The 20,181-nt window shown below is 35.5% G+C and carries 21 protein-coding genes; 9 read left to right on the top strand and 12 right to left on the bottom strand.

Features of this window, described 5'->3' with window-relative positions; all coding sequences use genetic code 11:
• Window positions 1-146 precede the first annotated feature (146 nt).
• Complete coding sequence (locus LUA91_RS09550; RefSeq protein ID WP_231425817.1) at window positions 147-824, top strand: NAD-dependent epimerase/dehydratase family protein; 678 nt, start codon at window positions 147-149, stop codon at window positions 822-824.
• A gap of 118 nt (window positions 825-942) precedes the next feature.
• Here the strand turns inward: LUA91_RS09550 and LUA91_RS09545 are convergent, their stop codons facing one another.
• The gene (locus LUA91_RS09545) at window positions 943-1,122 is read right to left on the bottom strand and encodes a hypothetical protein (protein ID WP_010601402.1); all 180 of its coding nucleotides are present in this window, start codon (window positions 1,120-1,122) and stop codon (window positions 943-945) included.
• A 108-nt stretch (window positions 1,123-1,230) separates the two neighbouring features.
• Window positions 1,231-1,893 (bottom strand): nicotinamide riboside transporter PnuC, encoded by a 663-nt coding sequence (gene pnuC / locus LUA91_RS09540; protein WP_231425816.1) that lies wholly within the window; start codon window positions 1,891-1,893, stop codon window positions 1,231-1,233.
• A 215-nt stretch (window positions 1,894-2,108) separates the two neighbouring features.
• On the opposite strand from pnuC, the gene hflX reads away from it, so the two are divergent.
• The 5 genes from hflX to LUA91_RS09515 all read left to right on the top strand — a co-directional run bounded on the left by hflX (window position 2,109) and on the right by LUA91_RS09515 (window position 5,674).
• Window positions 2,109-3,299, top strand: a complete 1,191-nt coding sequence (gene hflX / locus LUA91_RS09535; RefSeq protein WP_231425815.1) for a GTPase HflX — start codon at window positions 2,109-2,111, stop codon at window positions 3,297-3,299.
• Between the two features lie 88 nt (window positions 3,300-3,387).
• Window positions 3,388-3,765, top strand: a complete 378-nt coding sequence (gene rbfA, locus LUA91_RS09530; protein ID WP_231425814.1) for a 30S ribosome-binding factor RbfA — start codon at window positions 3,388-3,390, stop codon at window positions 3,763-3,765.
• A 115-nt stretch (window positions 3,766-3,880) separates the two neighbouring features.
• Complete coding sequence (locus LUA91_RS09525; protein ID WP_231425813.1) at window positions 3,881-4,576, top strand: peptidoglycan DD-metalloendopeptidase family protein; 696 nt, start codon at window positions 3,881-3,883, stop codon at window positions 4,574-4,576.
• A gap of 51 nt (window positions 4,577-4,627) precedes the next feature.
• On the top strand, window positions 4,628-5,281 hold the full coding sequence (locus tag LUA91_RS09520) for an energy transducer TonB (protein ID WP_231425812.1): 654 nt from the start codon (window positions 4,628-4,630) through the stop codon (window positions 5,279-5,281).
• On the top strand, window positions 5,282-5,674 hold the full coding sequence (locus LUA91_RS09515; protein ID WP_231425811.1) for a hypothetical protein: 393 nt from the start codon (window positions 5,282-5,284) through the stop codon (window positions 5,672-5,674).
• On the opposite strand, the gene LUA91_RS09510 is transcribed toward LUA91_RS09515, so the two are convergent.
• A complete protein-coding gene (locus LUA91_RS09510; protein ID WP_231425810.1) occupies window positions 5,671-6,525 on the bottom strand; it encodes a diacylglycerol kinase family protein in 855 nt (284 codons plus the stop codon). The two genes, LUA91_RS09515 and LUA91_RS09510, sit on opposite strands and share 4 nt — an antisense overlap.
• 60 nt (window positions 6,526-6,585) lie before the next feature.
• Here LUA91_RS09510 and LUA91_RS09505 point away from each other — a divergent pair, with 60 nt between their 5' ends.
• On the top strand, window positions 6,586-7,560 hold the full coding sequence (locus tag LUA91_RS09505) for an App1 family protein (RefSeq protein ID WP_231425809.1): 975 nt from the start codon (window positions 6,586-6,588) through the stop codon (window positions 7,558-7,560).
• A gap of 144 nt (window positions 7,561-7,704) precedes the next feature.
• On the opposite strand, the gene LUA91_RS09500 is transcribed toward LUA91_RS09505, so the two are convergent.
• Window positions 7,705-8,073 carry a YccF domain-containing protein gene (locus tag LUA91_RS09500; protein WP_231425808.1) on the bottom strand — a complete coding sequence of 123 codons (369 nt, stop codon included), beginning with the start codon at window positions 8,071-8,073 and terminating at the stop codon, window positions 7,705-7,707.
• Window positions 8,074-8,192: 119 nt separating this feature from the next.
• Between LUA91_RS09500 and LUA91_RS09495 the strand changes: the two genes are divergently transcribed.
• Window positions 8,193-8,546 carry a hypothetical protein gene (locus LUA91_RS09495; protein ID WP_231425807.1) on the top strand — a complete coding sequence of 118 codons (354 nt, stop codon included), beginning with the start codon at window positions 8,193-8,195 and terminating at the stop codon, window positions 8,544-8,546.
• A gap of 150 nt (window positions 8,547-8,696) precedes the next feature.
• On the opposite strand, the gene LUA91_RS09490 is transcribed toward LUA91_RS09495, so the two are convergent.
• Entirely contained in the window at window positions 8,697-9,896 is a 1,200-nt protein-coding gene (locus tag LUA91_RS09490; protein ID WP_231425806.1) for a DUF1501 domain-containing protein, read from the bottom strand.
• A gap of 17 nt (window positions 9,897-9,913) precedes the next feature.
• On the bottom strand, window positions 9,914-11,356 hold the full coding sequence (locus LUA91_RS09485; RefSeq protein ID WP_231425805.1) for a DUF1800 family protein: 1,443 nt from the start codon (window positions 11,354-11,356) through the stop codon (window positions 9,914-9,916).
• 73 nt (window positions 11,357-11,429) lie between these two features.
• Between LUA91_RS09485 and aat the strand changes: the two genes are divergently transcribed.
• Window positions 11,430-12,062, top strand: a complete 633-nt coding sequence (aat, locus tag LUA91_RS09480) for a leucyl/phenylalanyl-tRNA--protein transferase (RefSeq protein WP_231425804.1) — start codon at window positions 11,430-11,432, stop codon at window positions 12,060-12,062.
• Between the two features lie 201 nt (window positions 12,063-12,263).
• Here aat and LUA91_RS09475 read toward each other — a convergent pair whose 3' ends face one another.
• The 6 genes from LUA91_RS09475 to LUA91_RS09450 all read right to left on the bottom strand — a co-directional run bounded on the left by LUA91_RS09475 (window position 12,264) and on the right by LUA91_RS09450 (window position 20,140).
• Window positions 12,264-13,046: a DUF1080 domain-containing protein gene (locus LUA91_RS09475; protein ID WP_231425803.1), complete on the bottom strand. Its 783-nt coding sequence runs from the start codon at window positions 13,044-13,046 to the stop codon at window positions 12,264-12,266.
• Window positions 13,047-13,114: 68 nt separating this feature from the next.
• Complete coding sequence (locus tag LUA91_RS09470) at window positions 13,115-13,429, bottom strand: DUF2892 domain-containing protein (protein ID WP_231425802.1); 315 nt, start codon at window positions 13,427-13,429, stop codon at window positions 13,115-13,117.
• A gap of 56 nt (window positions 13,430-13,485) precedes the next feature.
• Entirely contained in the window at window positions 13,486-16,377 is a 2,892-nt protein-coding gene (locus tag LUA91_RS09465) for a DEAD/DEAH box helicase (protein WP_231425801.1), read from the bottom strand.
• A gap of 133 nt (window positions 16,378-16,510) precedes the next feature.
• Entirely contained in the window at window positions 16,511-17,086 is a 576-nt protein-coding gene (locus tag LUA91_RS09460; RefSeq protein ID WP_231425800.1) for a pentapeptide repeat-containing protein, read from the bottom strand.
• Between the two features lie 153 nt (window positions 17,087-17,239).
• A complete protein-coding gene (locus LUA91_RS09455) occupies window positions 17,240-18,940 on the bottom strand; it encodes a glycoside hydrolase family 3 protein (RefSeq protein WP_231425799.1) in 1,701 nt (566 codons plus the stop codon).
• A 267-nt stretch (window positions 18,941-19,207) separates the two neighbouring features.
• Window positions 19,208-20,140, bottom strand: coding sequence for a hydrogen peroxide-inducible genes activator (locus tag LUA91_RS09450; RefSeq protein WP_231425798.1), 933 nt, complete (start codon window positions 20,138-20,140; stop codon window positions 19,208-19,210).
• Between the last annotated feature and the right edge of the window lie 41 nt (window positions 20,141-20,181).

Below are 20,181 nucleotides of genomic sequence, written 5' to 3'. Positions count from 1 at the left end.
TAAAAGTGTGTTCCAGGCAAGAAATTGCGTTTGAGACATAGAGCTCGCAGAGGAAATTCTTATTTATGATTGCCCGCTAAGTGTGGGTAGGTAATTCTTATTGCATATTATTTATAGAGGAAATATACATTATAAATATCACATAAATGGGAAAAACAAGAGCAGTTAACAATGTAATAATCACAGGAAGTACTGGAATGGTTGGTGAGGGTGTTTTAATTCAATGCTTAAACAGCCCGGAAATTGATTCGGTTTTGGTAATTAATCGCAGACCATGCGGTTATGTTCATGCAAAGCTGAAGGAAATTATTCATTCAGATTTTTTTAATCTTTCTGCCATCGAAGATCAGTTGAAAGGTTATAATGCTTGCTTCTTCTGCCTTGGCGTATCATCTGTTGGAGTTGATAATGATACTTATTACCGAATGACTTATGTACTTACACTTCATGTAGCAGAAACATTAAGCAGATTAAATAATGACATCACTTTTTGTTATGTCTCTGGAAATGGAACAGATGAAAACGGACGGTTAAATTGGCAAAAAGTTAAAGGTAAAACAGAAAATGATTTAACGAAATTACCTTTTGAGCAAGTTTATCATTTCCGACCGGGATTTATAAAACCAATTGAAGGGCAAAAATATGCGCACAAATTCTATAAATACATCAATTGGATGTTGCCAATTGGACGAAAATTTTTCCCCAATGGCTTTTGTACGATGACTGAAATTGGTAACGCGATGATTAATACTTTAAGCCATAATAATGAACGAAAGATTTTAGAAGGAAAAGATATTATTAAATTGGCTAATGAACCAGCCTAGAAATGGAAGATGGATGATATAAAATGGATAAGAGCAGGCTTAAAGCTTTAATAAAGTAAAATGGAAGATGGATTTTGAGGTGATCAAACCTCACTCATCTTCCATTTTACACCATTAGTTATTTCTTATTATCGTATTTACGCTGATTGTCTTTATTTGATGTTTGATCGGAACGCTGACCTCCACCATTAGTTATTCCCTGAATTTTTTTATCAACTTTCACATCGTGATTTGCTCTGTCTGCAATAGAACTTCCTTGTGTAGTGGGATTGTTCTTAGGTGTATTTACATTTTTCATGGTTATAAAATTTAGTTAAAAATTTATTTCAGAGCGCTTATTATATTAACCGATGATACATGAATATGTTTTATTTTTTTGATGATGAGCATGCTTGAGCACTAATTTTCATGCATCTTTACGATAGCTTTTATATTCTTTTATCCAATTCCATAATGCAAAGGCAGCTATAATGGTAAAAATGATGTATTCCACACCGAAAAACATGGCACCTTTTAAAAAGTATAAATAAGTTGCCACAACATCAATCATAAGCCAAATAATCCAGCATTCTATTCGCTTTTGAATCATTAAAAAAGTGGTGATTACACTCATCACTAAAATAAAAGAATCTACAAATGGATAAGCACTTGGCAAATTAAATAGCAATGGAAACCAATGGTGTAGCTGCCCAGCCAAAGTACCAATGCAAATTGTTCCAACAATACCGCCTACTAAGAATGTTAAAAACTGTTTTCTAGGCATAAAGCTAACTTTCAATTCTTTATTTTTATCTTCTTCACCCGCCTTTGGATTTGCCCATCGCCACCATCCTAAAATATTGGTAATGAAAAAGAAACCCATTAAAAACATATCTGGATAGAGCTGAATTTGGTAATAAAAAAAGGCTGATAAAAATACGTTTACAATTCCTGCTGGCCAACTCCAAATATTAGCCTTGGCAGAAAGTATTACTGATAGAACACCGGCGATTACAGCAAAAAATTCAAGGTAACTCATTGGGTAACCCAAAACGGTAAAAAATATACTTTTGGTGCTGAAAAAATCCATGGTAGAATTTTGAATAAAAAACAAAGTCCTAATGTATAATTTATTAAGTTACTTCGCTACAAGCCACAAACAAAAATCAAAAGCGCAATGTTTATCAAATAAAATCATCATTAGCTTCTAACCGAAATATTAGATTGTAGCACCAGTTAGATCGATAAAATTGCTTTCTTGCTACTATAATTACTAGCAATTTTAGCTAAGTTTGTACATATTACATGGGAAAACAGAAATTTTATGATACTGCGATTAAGCAGGAAAGAGCCGTTTTGGTTGGGGTGGTAACTCCCGGCGAAAAGGAAGAGCAAACAAAAGAATATTTAGATGAATTGGCTTTTCTTGTTGATACAGCAGGAGGAAAAGTAGAAAAAGTATTTACTCAAAAAATGCTTAAACCCGAACGTGCTACATTTGTGGGTACGGGTAAATTAGAAGAAATTAAAGCTTACGTAAAATCGGAAGAGATTGACACCGTTGTTTTTGATGATGAACTTTCACCATCGCAATTGCGGAATATAGATCGCGAATTAGGCGTAAAAGTATTAGATCGGAGCAACCTGATTTTGGATATTTTTGCCAGCAGAGCACAAACTGCCCAAGCGAAAACACAAGTGGAATTGGCTCAACTTCAATATGTTTTGCCACGTTTAACTGGTATGTGGACTCACTTAGAGCGCCAAAAAGGTGGTATTGGTATGCGTGGGCCAGGTGAAACGCAAATTGAAAGTGATAGACGAATCATTTTAAATAAAATCTCTCTGCTTAAAGAACGTTTAAGGAATATTGATAGACAAAACGAAACGCAGCGCAAAAATAGAGGTCAGCTTATTCGGGTAGCATTGGTTGGATATACCAACGTTGGTAAATCAACCATTATGAATATGCTTTCCAAATCGGAAGTTTTTGCAGAAAATAAACTTTTTGCAACATTGGATACTACAGTGCGGAAAGTGGTGATTGAAAACTTACCTTTTTTACTATCTGATACCGTTGGCTTTATCAGGAAATTACCTCACCATTTGGTAGAATGTTTTAAATCAACTCTAGACGAAGTTCGGGAAGCCGATTTATTAATTCATGTTGTAGATGTATCGCATCCAAATTTTGAAGATCAAATTAATACCGTTAACGAAACATTGAAAGATATCGGTGCCATCGACAAGGATATGATTTTGGTTTTTAATAAAATTGATGCTTATGTTTCGCCAGAAGTTGAAGGTGATGATGATGATGGCAAATTAAGTATTGATGAATTTAAGAAAAGCTGGATGAGCCATGGCAAAGTGCCGGTTTTATTCATTTCAGCAACAGAAAAAGAGAATATCGAAGAATTTAAAACTTTATTGTATGATAAGGTAAAGGAAGCTCATATTGCGAGATATCCTTACGATAGTAATTTGTTATATTAGTTAAATAAACCGTGGTTGCTAGGCGTGAATTAATCTTATTTTTATGTGAGATTGCTTTATACCTTGCAATGACGAAAAAATAAAATTTATGGAAAGTAAACGTCAGCAAAAATTTGCAGGAGTACTACAGGAAGAGTTAGCACAGGTTTTTCAGCGTGAGGGTGGTGCATTTTTACCAAACACTTTGGTAACGATTACACGTGTGCGTGTATCTCCAGATTTAGCAGTAGCAAAGATATATTTAAGCTTTTTTAACACTACCAATACTACACTTTCTATCAATACGGTAAATGCACATGCTGGAGAGATTAGATATAAATTGGGTGCCAGAATTCGTCATCAGGTGAGAGTAGTGCCAGAGCTTACTTTCTTTGTTGATGATACGAACGAATATGTGGAGCGCATGGATCATCTTTTCGATAAAATTGCTAAAGAACCTCGACAAAAAGAAGAAGGCGAAGATTAATTATCGAAGAAATTTAAGAAAGCCTATCAACTCTTACTCATTTTATACCCGCATTGGTAACTGTACCTGCGGGTTATTTTTTTTGCCATTTATATTCTTTAAATCCCAATTATTAATGAAAACTTTCGAACAATTGATCAGTTCAAAGGCCACTTCTTTTCATAGAGTTGTAAATTTTGATATTGAAAAAGATAAAATTTTAAGTCTGGATTTTACTGCTGAAAATACAGAACTTACGAATGAGATTTTAGATGAAACCGATTCTTTTTCCAAATGGGTAAATAATAAATTGTTATCTGCAAATGCCCGTTATGGTATTGGCGGCTATAATGAACATCGAACCATTTATTCCAGGAGCGCCCATTTTAATACATTAGAAGAACCCAGAAGATTACATTTAGGCGTAGATATTTGGGGCGAAGCTGGAACGCCAATTTACAATTTCTACAATGCTACCGTTCACAGTTTTGCCAACAATAATACTTTTGGCGATTATGGAGCTACAATCATTTTAACGTATAATATTGATGACCTTAAGTTCAATGTACTTTATGGTCATTTAAGTGCCGAATCGCTAAATGGCTTGGAAAAGGACTTGCTCATTCCAAAGGGAAAGAAATTTGCTAATCTTGGCGTTAAAGAAGAAAATGGTTTTTGGCCTCCGCACCTACATTTTCAGGTTATTTACGATATGAATGGATTAGATGGCGATTATCCGGGAGTTTGCAAATTTAGCGAAAGAGACCAATATTTAACCAATTGCCCTGATCCATACCCAATACTGGTGTCAACCTTTGGAAAGCATTTATAGCGCTTGGTTTTAAACGTATTTGCTCCCATCTTTTTTTAGTAAATTAGTACAATGAAAAAGTTACTAACCATTTGCTTAATTTTTTGCTGTTCGATTGCGATGGCACAATTGCAGTTTAAAACTGGTAAAGATGGTTTTACAAATTTCTTAAGAGAAAAAACGATTTATCCTTCTTTCTCAAAAAACAATTGCATTCAAGGTACGGTAAATATTAGTTTCAAGTTAGATGAAAAAGGAAATGTATATTCTTCGAGAGTTACCAAAAGCATACTAAGCGAATTGGATGAAGAAGCTTTACGGCTTGTTCGGCTGAGCAGTGGCAAATGGAAATTACCTGCAGGTTATGATACGACCACTGCGGTTGTTGTTCCGGTAAATTTTAAACTTTCAGGTTTCAATTGCGAAGGTAAATCCAGTAGAGATATGCAAGATGCAATCCGCAGCTATCAGGCTGAAGAAGGTTTAACCAATTCTGTAATTAATTTCTACAAAAATATCGATCAGGCTAAGCCAGGACAGGAAGTACAAATTATTGCCATTAAAAACCAGTTGGGTATTGATGATGAGTATCTTCAAGAGCGGATTAATAATGGATTAAAGAAATTTAAACAGGGTGATAAACAAGGCGCCTGTGAAGATTTTTTGTTTGTTAAAAATATGGGTAGTAGTTTAGCAGATCAGTATCTAGCCAAATACTGCAAATAAATGAAACTAACCGCAAAGTTTTTTGCCCTATTGGATATCATCAGCATTATATTGCTTGCTAAACAGTTTTGGGGCATTGTTACCCACATAAATGAAATACCAGATCAGGTACTTTCTCAAGTAAGGGTGGTTTTAACATTACCGCTCTTTTTATCTTTATTTATCTCGGCTACTGGTTTAATCCTATTCAAAAAATTTGGATTCATTACTTACTTTATTCAATTTCCATTCAGGTTAATCGTATGGATATTCTCGATCGGCTTCATCACTTTCTTGCCAGAAGTTTTAAACTTGGGTGAGCGTTGGTTTGATATTCTATTCAAAATATGTTTTATTGCTGAGTTTTTCAGGCTGTATTTTACGATACAGATTTATAGGAAAGAACTAAACTAAACCACTACTGTAATCGCAGCAGGTAAAATTTTTGCATCTACAGTATTCACTTTACCAATATATTCTCCATCCACTTGGAAATGTGCTTTATGTTTAGAGGAAATTTTAACTGCTGATGTTTGGAAAACTTCAATCTTTTTAGGGTTGAAAGGAAGCTTGGTGATCCAAATTTTAAGGATCTCTAAATATGAATAATCTTTAACCAAAACGATTTCGAAAAGCCCGTCATCCAATTTCCCATCAGGATTGATTTTTAAACCAGAACCATACATTGTAGCGTTTGCTATGGCTACCATAGCAGCCTTCGATTTTATAATTTCGCCATCAATATTCAATTCTACATCCATTCTTTTATGGTTCCACAGTGCATGCCATGTTGCTTTTGCATAACCCCACATACCACGTTGCGGCAGGGTATCAAATTTTTTTACCAGGTATGCGTTAAAACCTAAATCAGATAAATGAATGCAAATTTCATCATTAAGCTGTACTACATGAATCTTTTGAGGATTGCCTGCTTCTACTAAATCCAAAGCTTCTTCCAATTCTTGCGGTATACCCAATTCCTTAGCCATTCCATTAGCAGAACCTGCCGGGATAATGCCAATCGGCGTATCCGTATTTAATAAACACTCTGCAACTAATTTTAATGTGCCATCACCTCCCACTGCCACAACGCGATCGGCTTTAGATTGATCAATTTTAGCTTTTATTTTATCTAAAGAACAATCATCAGGTAATTCGAAGAGATCTATAGTTGTATTCTTCTGTTCGAAATGTGTAGAAATTACTTCCTTTAAATTAATATCGTGACTACCAGAGCCAGGGTTGATAATGAACAATAATTTCATGTTTTTGCTTTAAATGCGTTACATCACAAACAACTTTTAATTCACTCTGTTTTAACTGCAATGAATAAATCTGTAAGTGTAAAAATTTATCATGGCTATGGCCACAAACATAACTTAGTGGTATATGGCCATGTTTTTAAACGTAAGGCCAGAACATCGCAGATTTACAGCAATAATATTTTCGTAAATATCATCCACCTTTTCAAACTCTTTATCATCAAACCCTACCCTCAAGTAAGGGTTCGTCTACAATTTTTCGATCAAACTATAGAAAACAAAACCGAACTGGATGGTTTTTTTAAGTTTGAGTGGGAAGCATTACAAGATCTTGAAGCTGGTTGGCATTTTGTAAAAGTTGAAGCCATTGATGAAAATGATAAAGTTTTAAGCTCAAGCGAGGGTAAGGTTTATGTGCCTCACATTACCCAATATGCATTTATTTCAGATATTGACGATACAGTAATGGTTTCCCATTCGGCTACCATTGGCCGAAGGTTAAGAGAATTATTCATCAAAAATCCACATACCAGAAAAACATTTCCAGATGCGGCAAGTCACTACCAGCAACTTGCTTTGTCGCATACCGAAAAAGGCCAGCCTAATCCTTTTTTTTACGTAAGCAGTAGCGAATGGAATCTTTATGATTATTTAATTGAAACCTTTAGGTTTAACAAATTACCAGATGGTGCCTTTTTACTTAACACCTTAAAACGCTGGAGAGATTTGATTAAAACCGGCAAAACCGGTCACGAAGGGAAATTACTAAGGGTGATGCGAATTTTAGATGCATTTCCAAATCAGAAGTTTATCTTCTTCGGCGATAACTCTCAACAGGATCCTACCATTTATGCTTCAATTGTAGAGAAATATCCTAAAAATATCGAAGCAGTTTACATTCGCAACATCCGACCAGAAAAAGAGGAAGAAACCAAAACTTTACTTCAAAAAATTGAAGCGAAAAATGTTTGTGCCTGCCTTTTTAAAGATAGCGCCGAAGCCATCGAACATTCTAAAAAAATTGGATTGATTAAATAGATTTTGGAGCGCAATTGCTCGTTTTCTTAGGTTACCTTCTTCCCGCTTTTCATTTCAACCTTCGCTACGCTGCAGTTTCCATTACAATCGGGGCTAATTAACACCTACCTATGCCTTGAATAAGCAAGTTGAGCGCCTTAAGTTTTACGATATTGATTTTCCAAAAGGTGTGAAAGCCAGGTTCATCAATTTAAAATGCTGGCGACCAAATGGAATACCTATAATGGTTATGCAAAACAAAATTCCGAAGAATAAATGTGTTAGGGCAATCCAAAAGCCACCACAAACTAACCAAAGCAAATTCATTACTGTTGATAAGCAGCCGGTATTTGATGAAGTATCAGTAATTTTAACCCCAAAAGGTGCTAAGCCAACAATGGCGAATTTAAAACACTGGATACCGAACGGAATGCCCACAATAGTTAGGCAGAGTATCAAGCCACCGATGATGTATTCGAAGAAGATAAATATCCCACCGAAAATTACCCAAATGATGTTGCCTAAAAAGTTCATCTATTTTTTTTAGGGTTAAGATATAATTTGGCTACAAATGTTACAATCCTCCATATGATTTCTGTTTTTTCATTGCCCAAAAATTTTTAATTTACAGGCACACACAAAAGAAACACATCATGAAAAAATTATTAATTGCTGCGGCACTTGCTGCCTGCTTTGCCACAAGTATTTCAAAAGCTCAAACGGTAAACGGAATAAGGTTAAGCGAAATAAAAGCAGATTACATTCAGTTTAAAGGGATTAGAAGAACATTTTCAGATAAATACCTTATCTCTTTAGAATATGGACAAAACATAACTAATTTTGAAAATAGTTACGTTAAAGACGATAACGGGAAAAAAATGGAGTTTGATTCAACCTTTGATTTTTTAAATAAAGTGAAAGGTTACGGTTATGAACTTTTTCAAATTTTTCCTGAAACTACAGGAACCGATAGTAACAGGCCAATGTATGTACTTAAGAGAAAATAGCGCCGATACTAAATTTATCTAATGGAGAATTTCTTATAATAAACAACGTTAAAGGCCAGTCTAAATTTGTTGGCCTTTAACGTTTAGTAAATAAATCTGTTGTACTTCCAGGTTATGTTTTAAGTGAATTCCGGATATACTTTCTGAAACCTAGATAAAATCTAAGGTGTTAAATTTCTTATTTAAAATATCGGCATTGTTTACATCCAGCCATTTATCTAAAATGGTTCCGTAAACTTGTCTAAAATCGAGCTGATATTTTAAATCTCCGGTATCTAAATCACTTAAGTTTGGAGCAGCATTAAATATGCCTTGTTTTTTCAATCTTCCACCAAAAACAAACATGTTGTTCGCCGTTCCATGGTCGGTTCCATTACTTGCATTTTGTTCTACACGGCGGCCAAATTCAGAAAAAGTGACCACTAAAGTATCATCGAGTTTGTTGTTCGACTTTAAATCTTTTAAAAAAGCAGACATACCTTCGCTATATTGTTTAAGCAAATTGCCCTGCTGATTCAATTGGTTAACATGCGTATCGAAACCACTTAAGGACACATAATACACCCGTGTTTTTAAACCTGAAGAAATAAATTTTGATACCGTTTTAAGCTGATTTGAAAAGCCACTTTGAGGATATACAGCCTGAGATTTATATATTTTTGATGTGTTTTGAATATAACTTGCTGATGATTGCGTTTCAATCATTGTTTTATATAAATAGCCTAAATTATCTTCATCTAAATGCTCTTTGTCGTTTTGCAACATGGATTTGAAAAATGGATCATTCGTATTGCGGAACAAGGCTGCAGGATCTTTCAGCGCAATTCCTTTTTTAGTTTGCCCTTTCATGGCCAAAGAAAGTGAATCATCAACTTCAATAGCTGTATAGGGGAACTTGCAGGTTTGGCAATTGCTATCTAAATAGCGGCCAATCCAACCAGTAGAAAGAAACTGATTACTATCGCTTCCAGTTTGCCAAATATCCATTGAACGGAAATGTGACCTATCCGGATTTGGATAGCCAACATCGTTTATAATGGTCATCCAACCCTGATCATAAATCTCTTGGAGTGCCTGCATATTTGGATTTAAGCTCTGCATATCATTAAGCTTAATCACTTCCTCTGGTTTAATGGCAATGTTTTTACGCTTTTGGTAATAAATATCATTTCCAAACGGAACTACGGTATTCAATCCATCGTTTCCACCTGATAGCTGTACCACAACCAAATTTTTATACAAGCTTAGCTCATCAAGCGCCATTGCTTCCAGCGGTTTCATAAATGCAGGTACAAATAATGAACCGGCGGCAACGAAACCTGTATTTCTTAAAAAATTTCTTCTGTTCATTTTTTCAGGTTTTAAACTTAGCAAAGTTGATATTCTGGCATGCTTGTAATTTCTACCGCAGTACTTCTTAATCCTTTATTATCACTAACCATTTTGGTTATTTTATCGTTCAGCTTTGGCTGAAGAAGGAATTCTGTTAACGCTAAAGGACTTAAGCCCTTAGGCAAAGTATCTAAAAATTTCGGCCAATCGGCTTGTGCATTAACGTATGATTTTGGTTTGTTGTTGCTGTTTGCATTGGTAGTTGCAATTCTACTCAAGGCAATTACCGCCTCGTCTTCCGGATCAGCTTTGCCACTAAAATCGATTTCTCCATCGTTTAAAACCAACGAAGGAATACGCATTCTTAACATTAACGAAGAGCTGTCTATCCAGTTTTGCCCTCCCGGCCAACCAGCCACATTTGGTGGATTAAACAGGTACTGACCCAAACTACTTTGCAGCTGAATAAGTACTTGTGGTTTATTGTAGGTAACAAAAAACTCGCGACTTAACCCGATCAGAAACTCCGCTGGTGATTTTATTTTAGTACCGACATTTTCAGGATTGTAAAACCATTCTGAAGTAAACAGTTTACGCATGAGTTCACTAATATTATATTTTGAGTTGTAAAAATGATCGGCCAACTCCTTTATATGTGCATCATTTGGATTATCATTTACAAAGAATTTATATACCTTTTTACTGATGAAAGTGGCCGTTTCAGGTTTTTCTAAAATGATATCGATGATGTTTTCACCTTCAAAATTTCCAATTTTACCAAAAAAAGTTTTTGTGCCATCATCATGCTGGGTTTTTCTAAATATAAAAGCCCCATCCTTATCGTAGCTCCAACCTGTAAATGACCTAGCCGATTCCTTAATGTCATTTTCAGTATAGTTCCCTCTGCCTAAAGTGAAAAGTTCCATTAACTCACGGGCAAAATTCTCGTTAGGTTTTCCTTTTTTATTTTGCTGATTGTTAAGGTATTGCAGCATTGCCGGAGATTTAGATACTTCGACAAGAAGTGTTCGGAAGCTCCCCAAACCATGCTGACGCTGGATATTATTCAGCTGTTGCGCATACATAGGGTTATTGTTCCGGCAGGCAAAGTGACCATGCCAAAAAAGAGTCATTTTTTCTCGCAAAGGGCTTTCTGTATTGATCATTTTGCTTACCCAAGCGATATTTAAATCGCGACTAACTTTATTTTGCATTTGAACAATTTCACGGCGCATTTTCTTTTCATCATCCGTTAAATCTTTTTTTGCATACAATCCCGATTGAACCAGCATTTGTCGCCGCGATTCGGTATCATTAACCAAAGTTATAGCATAGTCCTTTTTGGGCTCTTCAAGTAATCCATCAACAACTTTACTAATATTTTTTTTGCTTAATTTATTCAGTTCAGGATAAGAAATACCGAAGCCTGCACGGTTGTAAAGATGCTTTACTTTGCTGAAATTATCTTTTGCGCTCATAATGGACAATTTAACAGTATGACATAAATTAAACGCCAGGGTTTAATGTTTGTTTTCTTTCTTATTTTCGCACATGTTTTTTCAACTGCTTGAAGATGACTATAGTTTCCCGGATCCATCACTGGCAGAAGCCGATGGTTTGCTAGCCATTGGAGGGGATTTAAGCGTGGATAGGTTGCTTAGTGCGTATTCTAACGGAATATTTCCATGGTTTAGTGAAGGTGATCCTATTTTATGGTACGCACCCCATGAGCGCTATGTAATCTATCCTGATAAAATAAAAGTAAGCAAAAGCATGAAAAAAATTCTATCAGCCAACACTTTTGAAATTACTGTTGATAAAGCTTTTGAAGATGTAATAATAAACTGTGCGAACACTCCAAGAAAAGATCAGGATGGCACTTGGATTACAAATGATATGCAACAAGCTTACACCAATTTACATCAGCAAGGTTATGCGCATAGCGTAGAAGTTTGGCTCGATGGAACATTGGTAGGTGGATTATATGGGCTGAAAATGAATCGCGTTTTTTGTGGCGAAAGCATGTTTAGCCATGTAAGCAACGCATCAAAAGCTGCATTAATTTATTTAAGCAAACTGAATATCGATTTGATTGATTGTCAATTGCCTAATGATCATTTAATAAGCTTAGGTGCTGAAATGATTGATATGGATAAATACTTAGATATTTTAAGAAAGGATTAGTCTATAACTTAAGTCATTACATTTTCCATCCGTTTCTCAGTAGAGCCAAATGTTTAACCAGCGTATGCATAATTGCGCTAAGAAATGAATTAACGAAATACAATGCCATTGGATAGTGATAATTTTGAATACATGATAACAAATAGGTGAATAAACAAAAAACCTGCAAATGTTTATTTTGCAGGATTTCAAAACAGGTGATTATAATTCTCTCACCCAAATATTTCTAAAACTTATCGGAGGACTTGGATCGCCGTGGTCTTGTAATTTGATAGTTGATGCACCATGTTTTTTGTATTCTGGAGCACCGATATATCTGGTTTCTCCCTTTAAAACAAAGTTATTCTGCAATAATACACCATTTAATATCACCGTTACACTAGCTGGTTTTTTAACTGAACCATCCTCGTTAAAACGTGGAGCATTCCAAATGATATCGTAATATTGCCATTCTCCTGGTTTTTTATTGGCATTAGCTAATGGAACGGCTTGTTTATAAACACTTCCTGTTTGTCCGTTAACATAGGTTTTGTTATTATAAGCATCCATTATCTGAATTTCATAACCATCATCGCCACCACCTGTTGAAGCTAGAAAAACACCACTATTGCCTCTTGCCTGTCCTTCACCAGTAATATTTGCAGGAATTTTCCATTCCATGTGCAATTGGTAGTCAGTAAATTTTTTATTGGTTTCGATATTTCCTGTACCTTTTTTAACCGTAAAAAATCCATCATCAATTGTCCATGCGGCAGGTTTCGTAGGATCTTTTACAGAATGCCAGGCATCTAGATTTCTACCATCAAATAAAATGATGGCATCAGATGGTGCATTTTGTGGCAGTTGCCCTGGTGAAACAGTTTTCGGTACTGGCTCCCAAACTTCAGTCGTTTTCGGATCTTTAGCCGGATCAGTTTTGTTTTCCTGTGCCATTGCCGACATGCCAAGTAATGTTGGAATAAAAAATAATGCGTACTTGCTCATAATTATGAATTAACTTTTTAAAGTTAATCAGTTTGTTGAGAAATGGAAATTTCGTATTGAATTTATTACTACAGCTCAGTGGAAATGATTGTTTCTTTGATGATGATATCATCTTCCAAATCCAATTCTCTACGTTGTTCTGCCAAATCGCGGGCAGGGCAATAACCTGTTATGCCACGGTACAATAAACCAGCACCCACAGCTGCTCCTGTTGCACCAATAACCGGATGCGAAAAGATACTAGTTAATCCTTTAAATAATAGATAAGAACCCACCACTCCTGATAAAATACGCTCGGAGCGTGAGGTGTTTTGAAATAATTCAGGATATTTCCAAGCCTCTTTAACATTGTTTAGGGCTGTATTTAAATTTTCATTTGTCATGATCGTAGATTTAATGTTCTTCGATATAACAAATTGCTAATGATACAGTTTTAGTATTATCTCAATAAATCTTTAATATCATCTTTACTTAACGATTTAAAGAAACTCTCTTCCGTGGTGATTAATGAATTGGCTAATGATTTCTTTCGATTTTGCAAGGCAAGGATTTTTTCTTCAACCGTATCTTTTGCAATAAACTTATAGATAAAAACCTTTTTATCTTGCCCAATGCGGTGTGTTCTATCGATTGCTTGTTGCTCTACAGCAGGGTTCCACCATGGATCGAGGATGAAAACATAATCGGCCTGCGTTAAATTTAAGCCAACACCACCAGCTTTTATCGAAATTAAGAATACTTTTAAATCAGTGTTTTGTTGGAATTCTGATACAATTTCGCCTCTATTTCTGGTGGCACCATCCAAATAGGCGAAAGGAATATTTTCTGCCTGAAAGTGTTTTTTAAAAATATCGAGGTGTTTTACAAATTGAGAGAACACCAATACTTTATGCCCGCCCTTCAGCACATTATCCAATGTATGAATTACATTTTCAAACTTACCCGAATCAGATTCGTAATCTGCATCAATCATCATTGGATGATTGGCCAATTGACGTAGCGCCGTTAAACCTTGTAAAAGCTGAACCTGCTTTTGCGCAAAAGTACCATTGTCCATACTTTCCAATAAATCATTGCGATAGGCCGACTTGGTTTTTTCATAATATGCAGCCTGGTCTTCACTCATATCGCAATAAATTACCTGTTCGGTTTTGGGCGGCAATTCGGCAGCTACCTGCTCTTTTGTTCTACGAAGTACGAATGGTTTTATAATGGATTGTAGCTTGCGGGCTTTTTCTTCATCCTTTTTCTTCTCAATAGCCTGAACATATTCATCGTAAAAAAAAGCCTGTGTACCCAATAAACCTGGATTTAAAAACGTAAGCTGCGACCATAAATCGCCTACTGAGTTTTCGACAGGTGTACCACTCAAAATTAACCTGTGCTTCGATTTTAAACTACGAACAGATTTAAATGATTTCGATGCCGGATTCTTGATATTTTGACTTTCATCTAGAATCACATAATTGAAATAAAAGTTTTTTAGCTCTTCAATATCTACTCGTGTAACGCCATAGGTGGTAATTACGATATCATAATTTGCAAAATTGGCTACATCTTTATTCCTGTTGCTACCCGTATGCGCATAAATTTTAAGTTTTGGGGTGAATTTTTTTGCTTCAGTTAGCCAATTATAAATTAACGAAGTGGGCATAATAATCAGCGAGGTAGTTTGCAAACCGCCTTCCTGATCATCTTCCTTTACTTTTTGCAACATAGCCAAAGTTTGGATGGTTTTACCCAAACCCATATCATCAGCCAAACATCCCCCAAAATTATATTCTCTTAAAAAGCTGAACCAATTGTATCCAGCTTTCTGATAATCGCGTAAGCTACCCTTGAAATGGATAGGCATCTGTGTATCAGCAATATCTTCAAAATCAACCAATCTTTGCAGTTTTCTTTCCAGCGTTACATTCGCTAAACTATCTTCTGCCAAATCGTTTATTAAACCAATGTGGTGTTTCTTTAATTTGATGCCCCCAGATGTTTCCGCCAAACTGAACAAACTACCATATTGGGTAAACCATTTTTCAGGAATAATGGCTACTTCACCATCAGGAAGCAAAAACTCCCTTCTTTTATGGAGGATGTGTTGTTTTAAAGAAAGAAAAGGAATTTGATATTTACCAAACCAAACCACTGCATTGATATCGAACCAATCGTTGCCTTCCTTAACTTCTAAATCTATTTTATTGGCACCAAAAACAAATCGTTTCTGCCCTGTGGCTTGCTCAATTTCGAATCCAGCTGCACTTAAAATTTCAATATGCTCATTAACCCAATTTATGGCAGCATAACTTGGGTTTTCCTCTTCAATAGCAACCTCTAAATTGCTAAAGAGCGAACTTGTTTTTTTTAGGCCGAGTGAAAGAAGTAAATTGAATTGTTTTTTTTCCCAATCTGCCGATCGCTTGATGCGGTGAAAAATATAATTATCGGCAGTTTTCTCTAAACGCACCGTTACTTTATGGGCATTCTCGACAGGGAAAGTATATTCACCATATTTAAAGTACAGTTGAATTTGCGATAATCCGCCATCAACATATAAAACTTTAATAACAGGTGTAGCCTCAAATTGCTCCGTTCTAATTTCAAAACCTTCTGCATAAACATGGTGCTTTTCAATCAGCGGCGCTACAAATTTTTCAAAATAGGTTGCTTCGGTAGATTTTGGAATTGCAATGTACCGTTTGGCCAAAAATGGTTGTAATTTCTTTCCTTCAATATCCTGATCAAAAAAGTAAAGCACATCATTTAACAATAACCAAGCAGGTTTATTGCTGATAATTTGTGCCTCTTTGAACATAAACTCAATGCGAAGATTCTGATATTTTATGGTTGGAAAATACCTGGTTTCGATCTCGTTTCTACGAAAATGAAAAAGTATAGAAGCAGGTTCGGCTGCAAGTTCAATTTTACGCTCAACCGGCCAGCCATCTTTATCCATAACATAAAGTTCGTTTTTGACCTTTAAAATTTCGAGCGCTTCTGCAAGCTTCTTTTCAATTTTTGGCCGAACGCTGTCGTAGAATTTAACATCAAAAATTTTCGTGAAAAACTCCGTTGGTCTTATTAGCTTTTTATAATATTTTTTTATAACAGAATCTTGCTCAATATCATCTAAAATTTTAATGAGCTTATAGTCAATTTCTGATAAGCAAGCGGCAAATTCTTCGGCGGTATGGGTAAATATCCGTTGATAGGTAAACGAAAAATCGCCTTGTGGATTTAATTGAACAATATGGGGTTCAATTAAATAGCCTAAATACTCATGTTTGCACAAGGAGTACACGATTTTACAAGGCTTAGAACTATCGACGCGTAACATTGATAAGGGATAAAATTTTTATAAGCTACTCGCTTAAAAAACTCTAAACTTACAATATTTTAGGTTTACATCAAAAGATGTGTAACATTTTAGAGAAGAATTATTTCTTAATTTATTGAAGGCTACATTTTAGCTATTGACTAATCACAATATCATATTTTGTTAATAGGCCGGCCAATCCAGATTGAGAGAATTTGGCCTTTTTAATACGATTCTGATCTGGATCGATAATATAATTATATGCTGTTTTAAAATCGGCCTTCTCTAAAATAGTTCTATCGAAAGTAGCACTTAACAAATCGCAATTATCGAGACTAGCGTTTGTTAAATCGCATTCCGAAAAATCGACTTCATGTAGTTGCGAGTTTTTGAAAGTGGTTTTCTTCAGTTTTAGTTTATAGAAAGAAGAATGATCGAGTTTGCAATTATTAAAACTGAAAGTTAAACCGAAATCATTACAAGATTCAAAGCGTAAACCAAGCATTTTGCAATCGTTAAAGCTTATTTCATTAAAAGTTGTTTTCGTTAAGCTCGCTAAGCTTAAGTTACACGAAACAAATTCGCAATCGAGAAATTTCACACCACTTAAATCAGCATTGGATAAATTGCAGCCTATAAATTTACAGTTTTCGTATTCTGCTTTTGGTAAGGCTCGTAAAGTAAAATCTTCTTTTGTAAATGTTTTTTCGGCGATGTAATTTTCAGACATGAATGCAGTTTTTATCGGTACGAAGATAAAAATTATACTTGCGGATGGGAAAAATGAATGCGAGAAAATGTTGAAATCAAAAAGATTTTAAAACAGTAGTCATCCGATGAATACCAAAATCATGTTGATATTCATCGGATAACTAATTTCTAATTATAATCCATCACCAAATTTATAGTTAGGCAAAATACTTACGGGCAATTTACCTTTAGCAACCAAGCGGTTATTAATTACAGCCGCAGCAGAAATTTGCATGTAATCTTCTTTTTGATAAGCTACAACTAAACCTTTGCTATTTTCCAAACCTGGCAAAGCCGATAAATTGTAAGGATTGGCAAATAATGAAAATACCGTATTTTTAGTGGAAAGTTCCTTTATAAAATTCTTTACTCCTGCATTTAAAGGAATATTGTTACCTGGCCTTGAGCGACTATCGTGAATACCTACGATTACCTGATCAAAAGCGCCAATTTCCCGGGCAACATTCGAAATTTGGGTAGCAGTTGCATCCTTATCCAAAACATAATATACCGAGTTATAAAAGCCCTTTGAAATCTCTTTCTGAAACCTGGTAACCGATGGAACACCAATACTAATAATGGCCGTTCTTCTTATCGGCACCATATTTTTTATAAAATCCTTACCTCTTAGTAATGTTACTGATGCATTAGCCAATTCTTGCACCAAGGCATTGCTTGCATTTCGGTTAACACCTGCAATTATACCTTGTGTAACTACTGTATCACGCTTTGCTAACCCAGCCCAATACTTAGCAGTTAGAATTTTTCGCACACTTTCATCAATGGTTTTCATATCAATTCGATCATGTCTTACTGCTTTACGCACCAAACTGATCGCTCTCTCACTGTTTTCAGAAAGCTCCAGAATATCATTTCCAGCAATAATTCCCATTAAATCTGCCTCTCCGTTTTTGAAATATTTTACCACACCTTTCATGTCCATCGCATCAGAAATAATCAAGCCCTTAAATCCCAAACGTTGTTTCAAAATACCGGTAACAATCGGTTTCGAAAGTGTTGATGGCAGATTTGGTGTATTATCTAGTGATGGAATATTCATGTGCGCAATCATTACGCCCGAAGCACCTTGTTTAATCAGCTCTTTGAAAGGATACATTTCCAAACTATCCAAACGTGCTGCAGTAAAATTAAGTTGGGGCAAATCGTAATGTGAATCGACATCAGTATCTCCGTGACCAGGAAAATGTTTCAATGTGGTCAATAAACCGCCATCCTGCATTCCCATCATATATGCTCCTGTTTTGGTAGCAACATTAAATTTATTTTCACCAAATGAGCGATAATTGATTACAGGATTTTTAGGATTATTATTGATATCGGCATCAGGAGCTAGGTTCATTTGCATGCCCATACGTTTAAAATCTTTTGCCACCTCTTGTCCCATTTTATAAATCAGATCTTTATTTTGTATGGCACCAAGTGTCATTTGATAAGGAAAAGAAATGGTGCTATCCAAGCGCATACCTAAACCCCATTCGCCATCGTTGGCAATAATCAATGGTACATGGCTAACTTTTTGGTAAGCATTTGTAGCACGGGCTTGTCTTACTGGTCCGCCCTGAAAGAAGATTACACCGCCCAATTGTTCTTTTTTAATTACCAAACCTACCGAATCGGTATATTTTTGACCAAGATTGGTATGTGCTCGAACGAAAAACATTTGAGCGATTTTTTCTCTACGGTTTAGCTTTTTAAAAACTGAATCAACCCATTTTGGCTGATTGGCCAGCATCTCTAAATAGGTAGGTTTTTGAGCATTAGCCGAAAAAACAGTAATGCATAGTAGTACAATGAGTATGATATTCTTTTTCACGTTGTTTTGTTGTAGCGGCTAAATTAATAAGTAATAACCGAATTAAACAAAAACCAAACCAAGTAATCGATTTAATACAATAGGTTGTAGAACATGTTAAAGGGAAAATACTAGGAATTTGGAAATGAAAGGACAGCCATTTTTCGGTAACATAAGTCCCACTGTTCGCTGTAGCCGCTCCCGATGAAAATATCGGAGCGGGCTGACGCTACCATTGGGTTTATTAGCAAAAGTAATTGCTTCTTCGCTTATCAAAACAAGTCGAGATTAAATCCCAACAATATCTTTCTTCTTCTTTTGCTTCATGGTTTTTGGTATAATGGCCAAAATTTCATCTTTTAATGCGTTCAGCATTCTCCTTTTAATAAAGTTTTTGTGTGTAACCAAACTGATTTCACGAACAGGTTCCGGAGATTTAAAATGGCGAATTTTATTCGATTGCTTCGTATTCAGTTCTGCTATTGCCAACTCTGGCAGTAGCGTTGCCCCACCATTTAAGTCAACCATTCTCACCAAAGTTTCAACACTACCAGTGTTATATTCCAAACCCTGTAACCTATTGTTTTTTGTTGATCGACAAATGTTCAATACTTGGTTTCGCATGCAATGTCCTTCATTTAGCAACCAAATATTTTCATCGTTCAAATCTTCAGCATCTACAGCTTTCTTTTTATAAAGCCTACTGTTTTTGCTAATGTAGCTTACAAAATTTTCATAATACAAAGGCGTTTCCATAATGTTCGAATCCGTTAACGGAGTAGCCAAAATACCGCAATCCAACACGCCGGTTTTTAGATGATGAATAATATCTTCAGTGGTGTATTCCCAAATGAGGAGTTTTAATTCCGGGTATTTTGCTAGCATTGCCGAAATTACTTGAGGAAGCAAATATGGCGCAACCGTAGGAATTACGCCAATGCGTAACTCACCCAAAACATCTTGTTGCTGACTGTTAATCAACTCCTTAACCTTGCCACTTTCTTGTAATATGATTCTGGCTTGAGCAACTATTTGAGCACCAATTTCAGTAGGCGAAACAGGCTGCTTGCTTCTATCAAAAATTTTAACGCTTAATAATTCTTCCAACTTCTGCACTTGCATACTAAGTGTAGGTTGGGTTACAAAACACTTTTCTGCAGCGGTAACAAAACTTCTATAAGTATCTACCGCAACAATATATTCTAGCTGAACTAAGGTCATATAGTTAAAATTGATTTATCTTTTCAAATATATCAATTTTA

The organism is Pedobacter sp. Leaf250 (genome assembly GCF_920984735.1).
GTDB lineage: Bacteria > Bacteroidota > Bacteroidia > Sphingobacteriales > Sphingobacteriaceae > Pedobacter.
This window is presented reverse-complemented; position numbering and strand designations above follow the sequence as displayed.

Coding starts and splice junctions, on each gene's coding strand:
- LUA91_RS09475 (WP_231425803.1), bottom strand. CDS start 13,046: ATGAGCAAGTACGCATTATTTTTTATTCCAACATTACTTGGCATGTCG.
- LUA91_RS09470 (WP_231425802.1), bottom strand. CDS start 13,429: ATGACAAATGAAAATTTAAATACAGCCCTAAACAATGTTAAAGAGGCT.
- rbfA (WP_231425814.1), top strand. CDS start 3,388: ATGGAAAGTAAACGTCAGCAAAAATTTGCAGGAGTACTACAGGAAGAG.
- LUA91_RS09550 (WP_231425817.1), top strand. CDS start 147: ATGGGAAAAACAAGAGCAGTTAACAATGTAATAATCACAGGAAGTACT.
- LUA91_RS09500 (WP_231425808.1), bottom strand. CDS start 8,073: ATGAACTTTTTAGGCAACATCATTTGGGTAATTTTCGGTGGGATATTT.
- LUA91_RS09520 (WP_231425812.1), top strand. CDS start 4,628: ATGAAAAAGTTACTAACCATTTGCTTAATTTTTTGCTGTTCGATTGCG.
- LUA91_RS09495 (WP_231425807.1), top strand. CDS start 8,193: ATGAAAAAATTATTAATTGCTGCGGCACTTGCTGCCTGCTTTGCCACA.
- LUA91_RS09515 (WP_231425811.1), top strand. CDS start 5,282: ATGAAACTAACCGCAAAGTTTTTTGCCCTATTGGATATCATCAGCATT.
- hflX (WP_231425815.1), top strand. CDS start 2,109: ATGGGAAAACAGAAATTTTATGATACTGCGATTAAGCAGGAAAGAGCC.
- LUA91_RS09545 (WP_010601402.1), bottom strand. CDS start 1,122: ATGAAAAATGTAAATACACCTAAGAACAATCCCACTACACAAGGAAGT.
- LUA91_RS09460 (WP_231425800.1), bottom strand. CDS start 17,086: ATGTCTGAAAATTACATCGCCGAAAAAACATTTACAAAAGAAGATTTT.
- LUA91_RS09465 (WP_231425801.1), bottom strand. CDS start 16,377: ATGTTACGCGTCGATAGTTCTAAGCCTTGTAAAATCGTGTACTCCTTG.
- pnuC (WP_231425816.1), bottom strand. CDS start 1,893: ATGGATTTTTTCAGCACCAAAAGTATATTTTTTACCGTTTTGGGTTAC.
- LUA91_RS09485 (WP_231425805.1), bottom strand. CDS start 11,356: ATGAGCGCAAAAGATAATTTCAGCAAAGTAAAGCATCTTTACAACCGT.
- LUA91_RS09505 (WP_231425809.1), top strand. CDS start 6,586: ATGAATAAATCTGTAAGTGTAAAAATTTATCATGGCTATGGCCACAAA.
- LUA91_RS09450 (WP_231425798.1), bottom strand. CDS start 20,140: ATGACCTTAGTTCAGCTAGAATATATTGTTGCGGTAGATACTTATAGA.
- aat (WP_231425804.1), top strand. CDS start 11,430: ATGTTTTTTCAACTGCTTGAAGATGACTATAGTTTCCCGGATCCATCA.
- LUA91_RS09490 (WP_231425806.1), bottom strand. CDS start 9,896: ATGAACAGAAGAAATTTTTTAAGAAATACAGGTTTCGTTGCCGCCGGT.
- LUA91_RS09525 (WP_231425813.1), top strand. CDS start 3,881: ATGAAAACTTTCGAACAATTGATCAGTTCAAAGGCCACTTCTTTTCAT.
- LUA91_RS09510 (WP_231425810.1), bottom strand. CDS start 6,525: ATGAAATTATTGTTCATTATCAACCCTGGCTCTGGTAGTCACGATATT.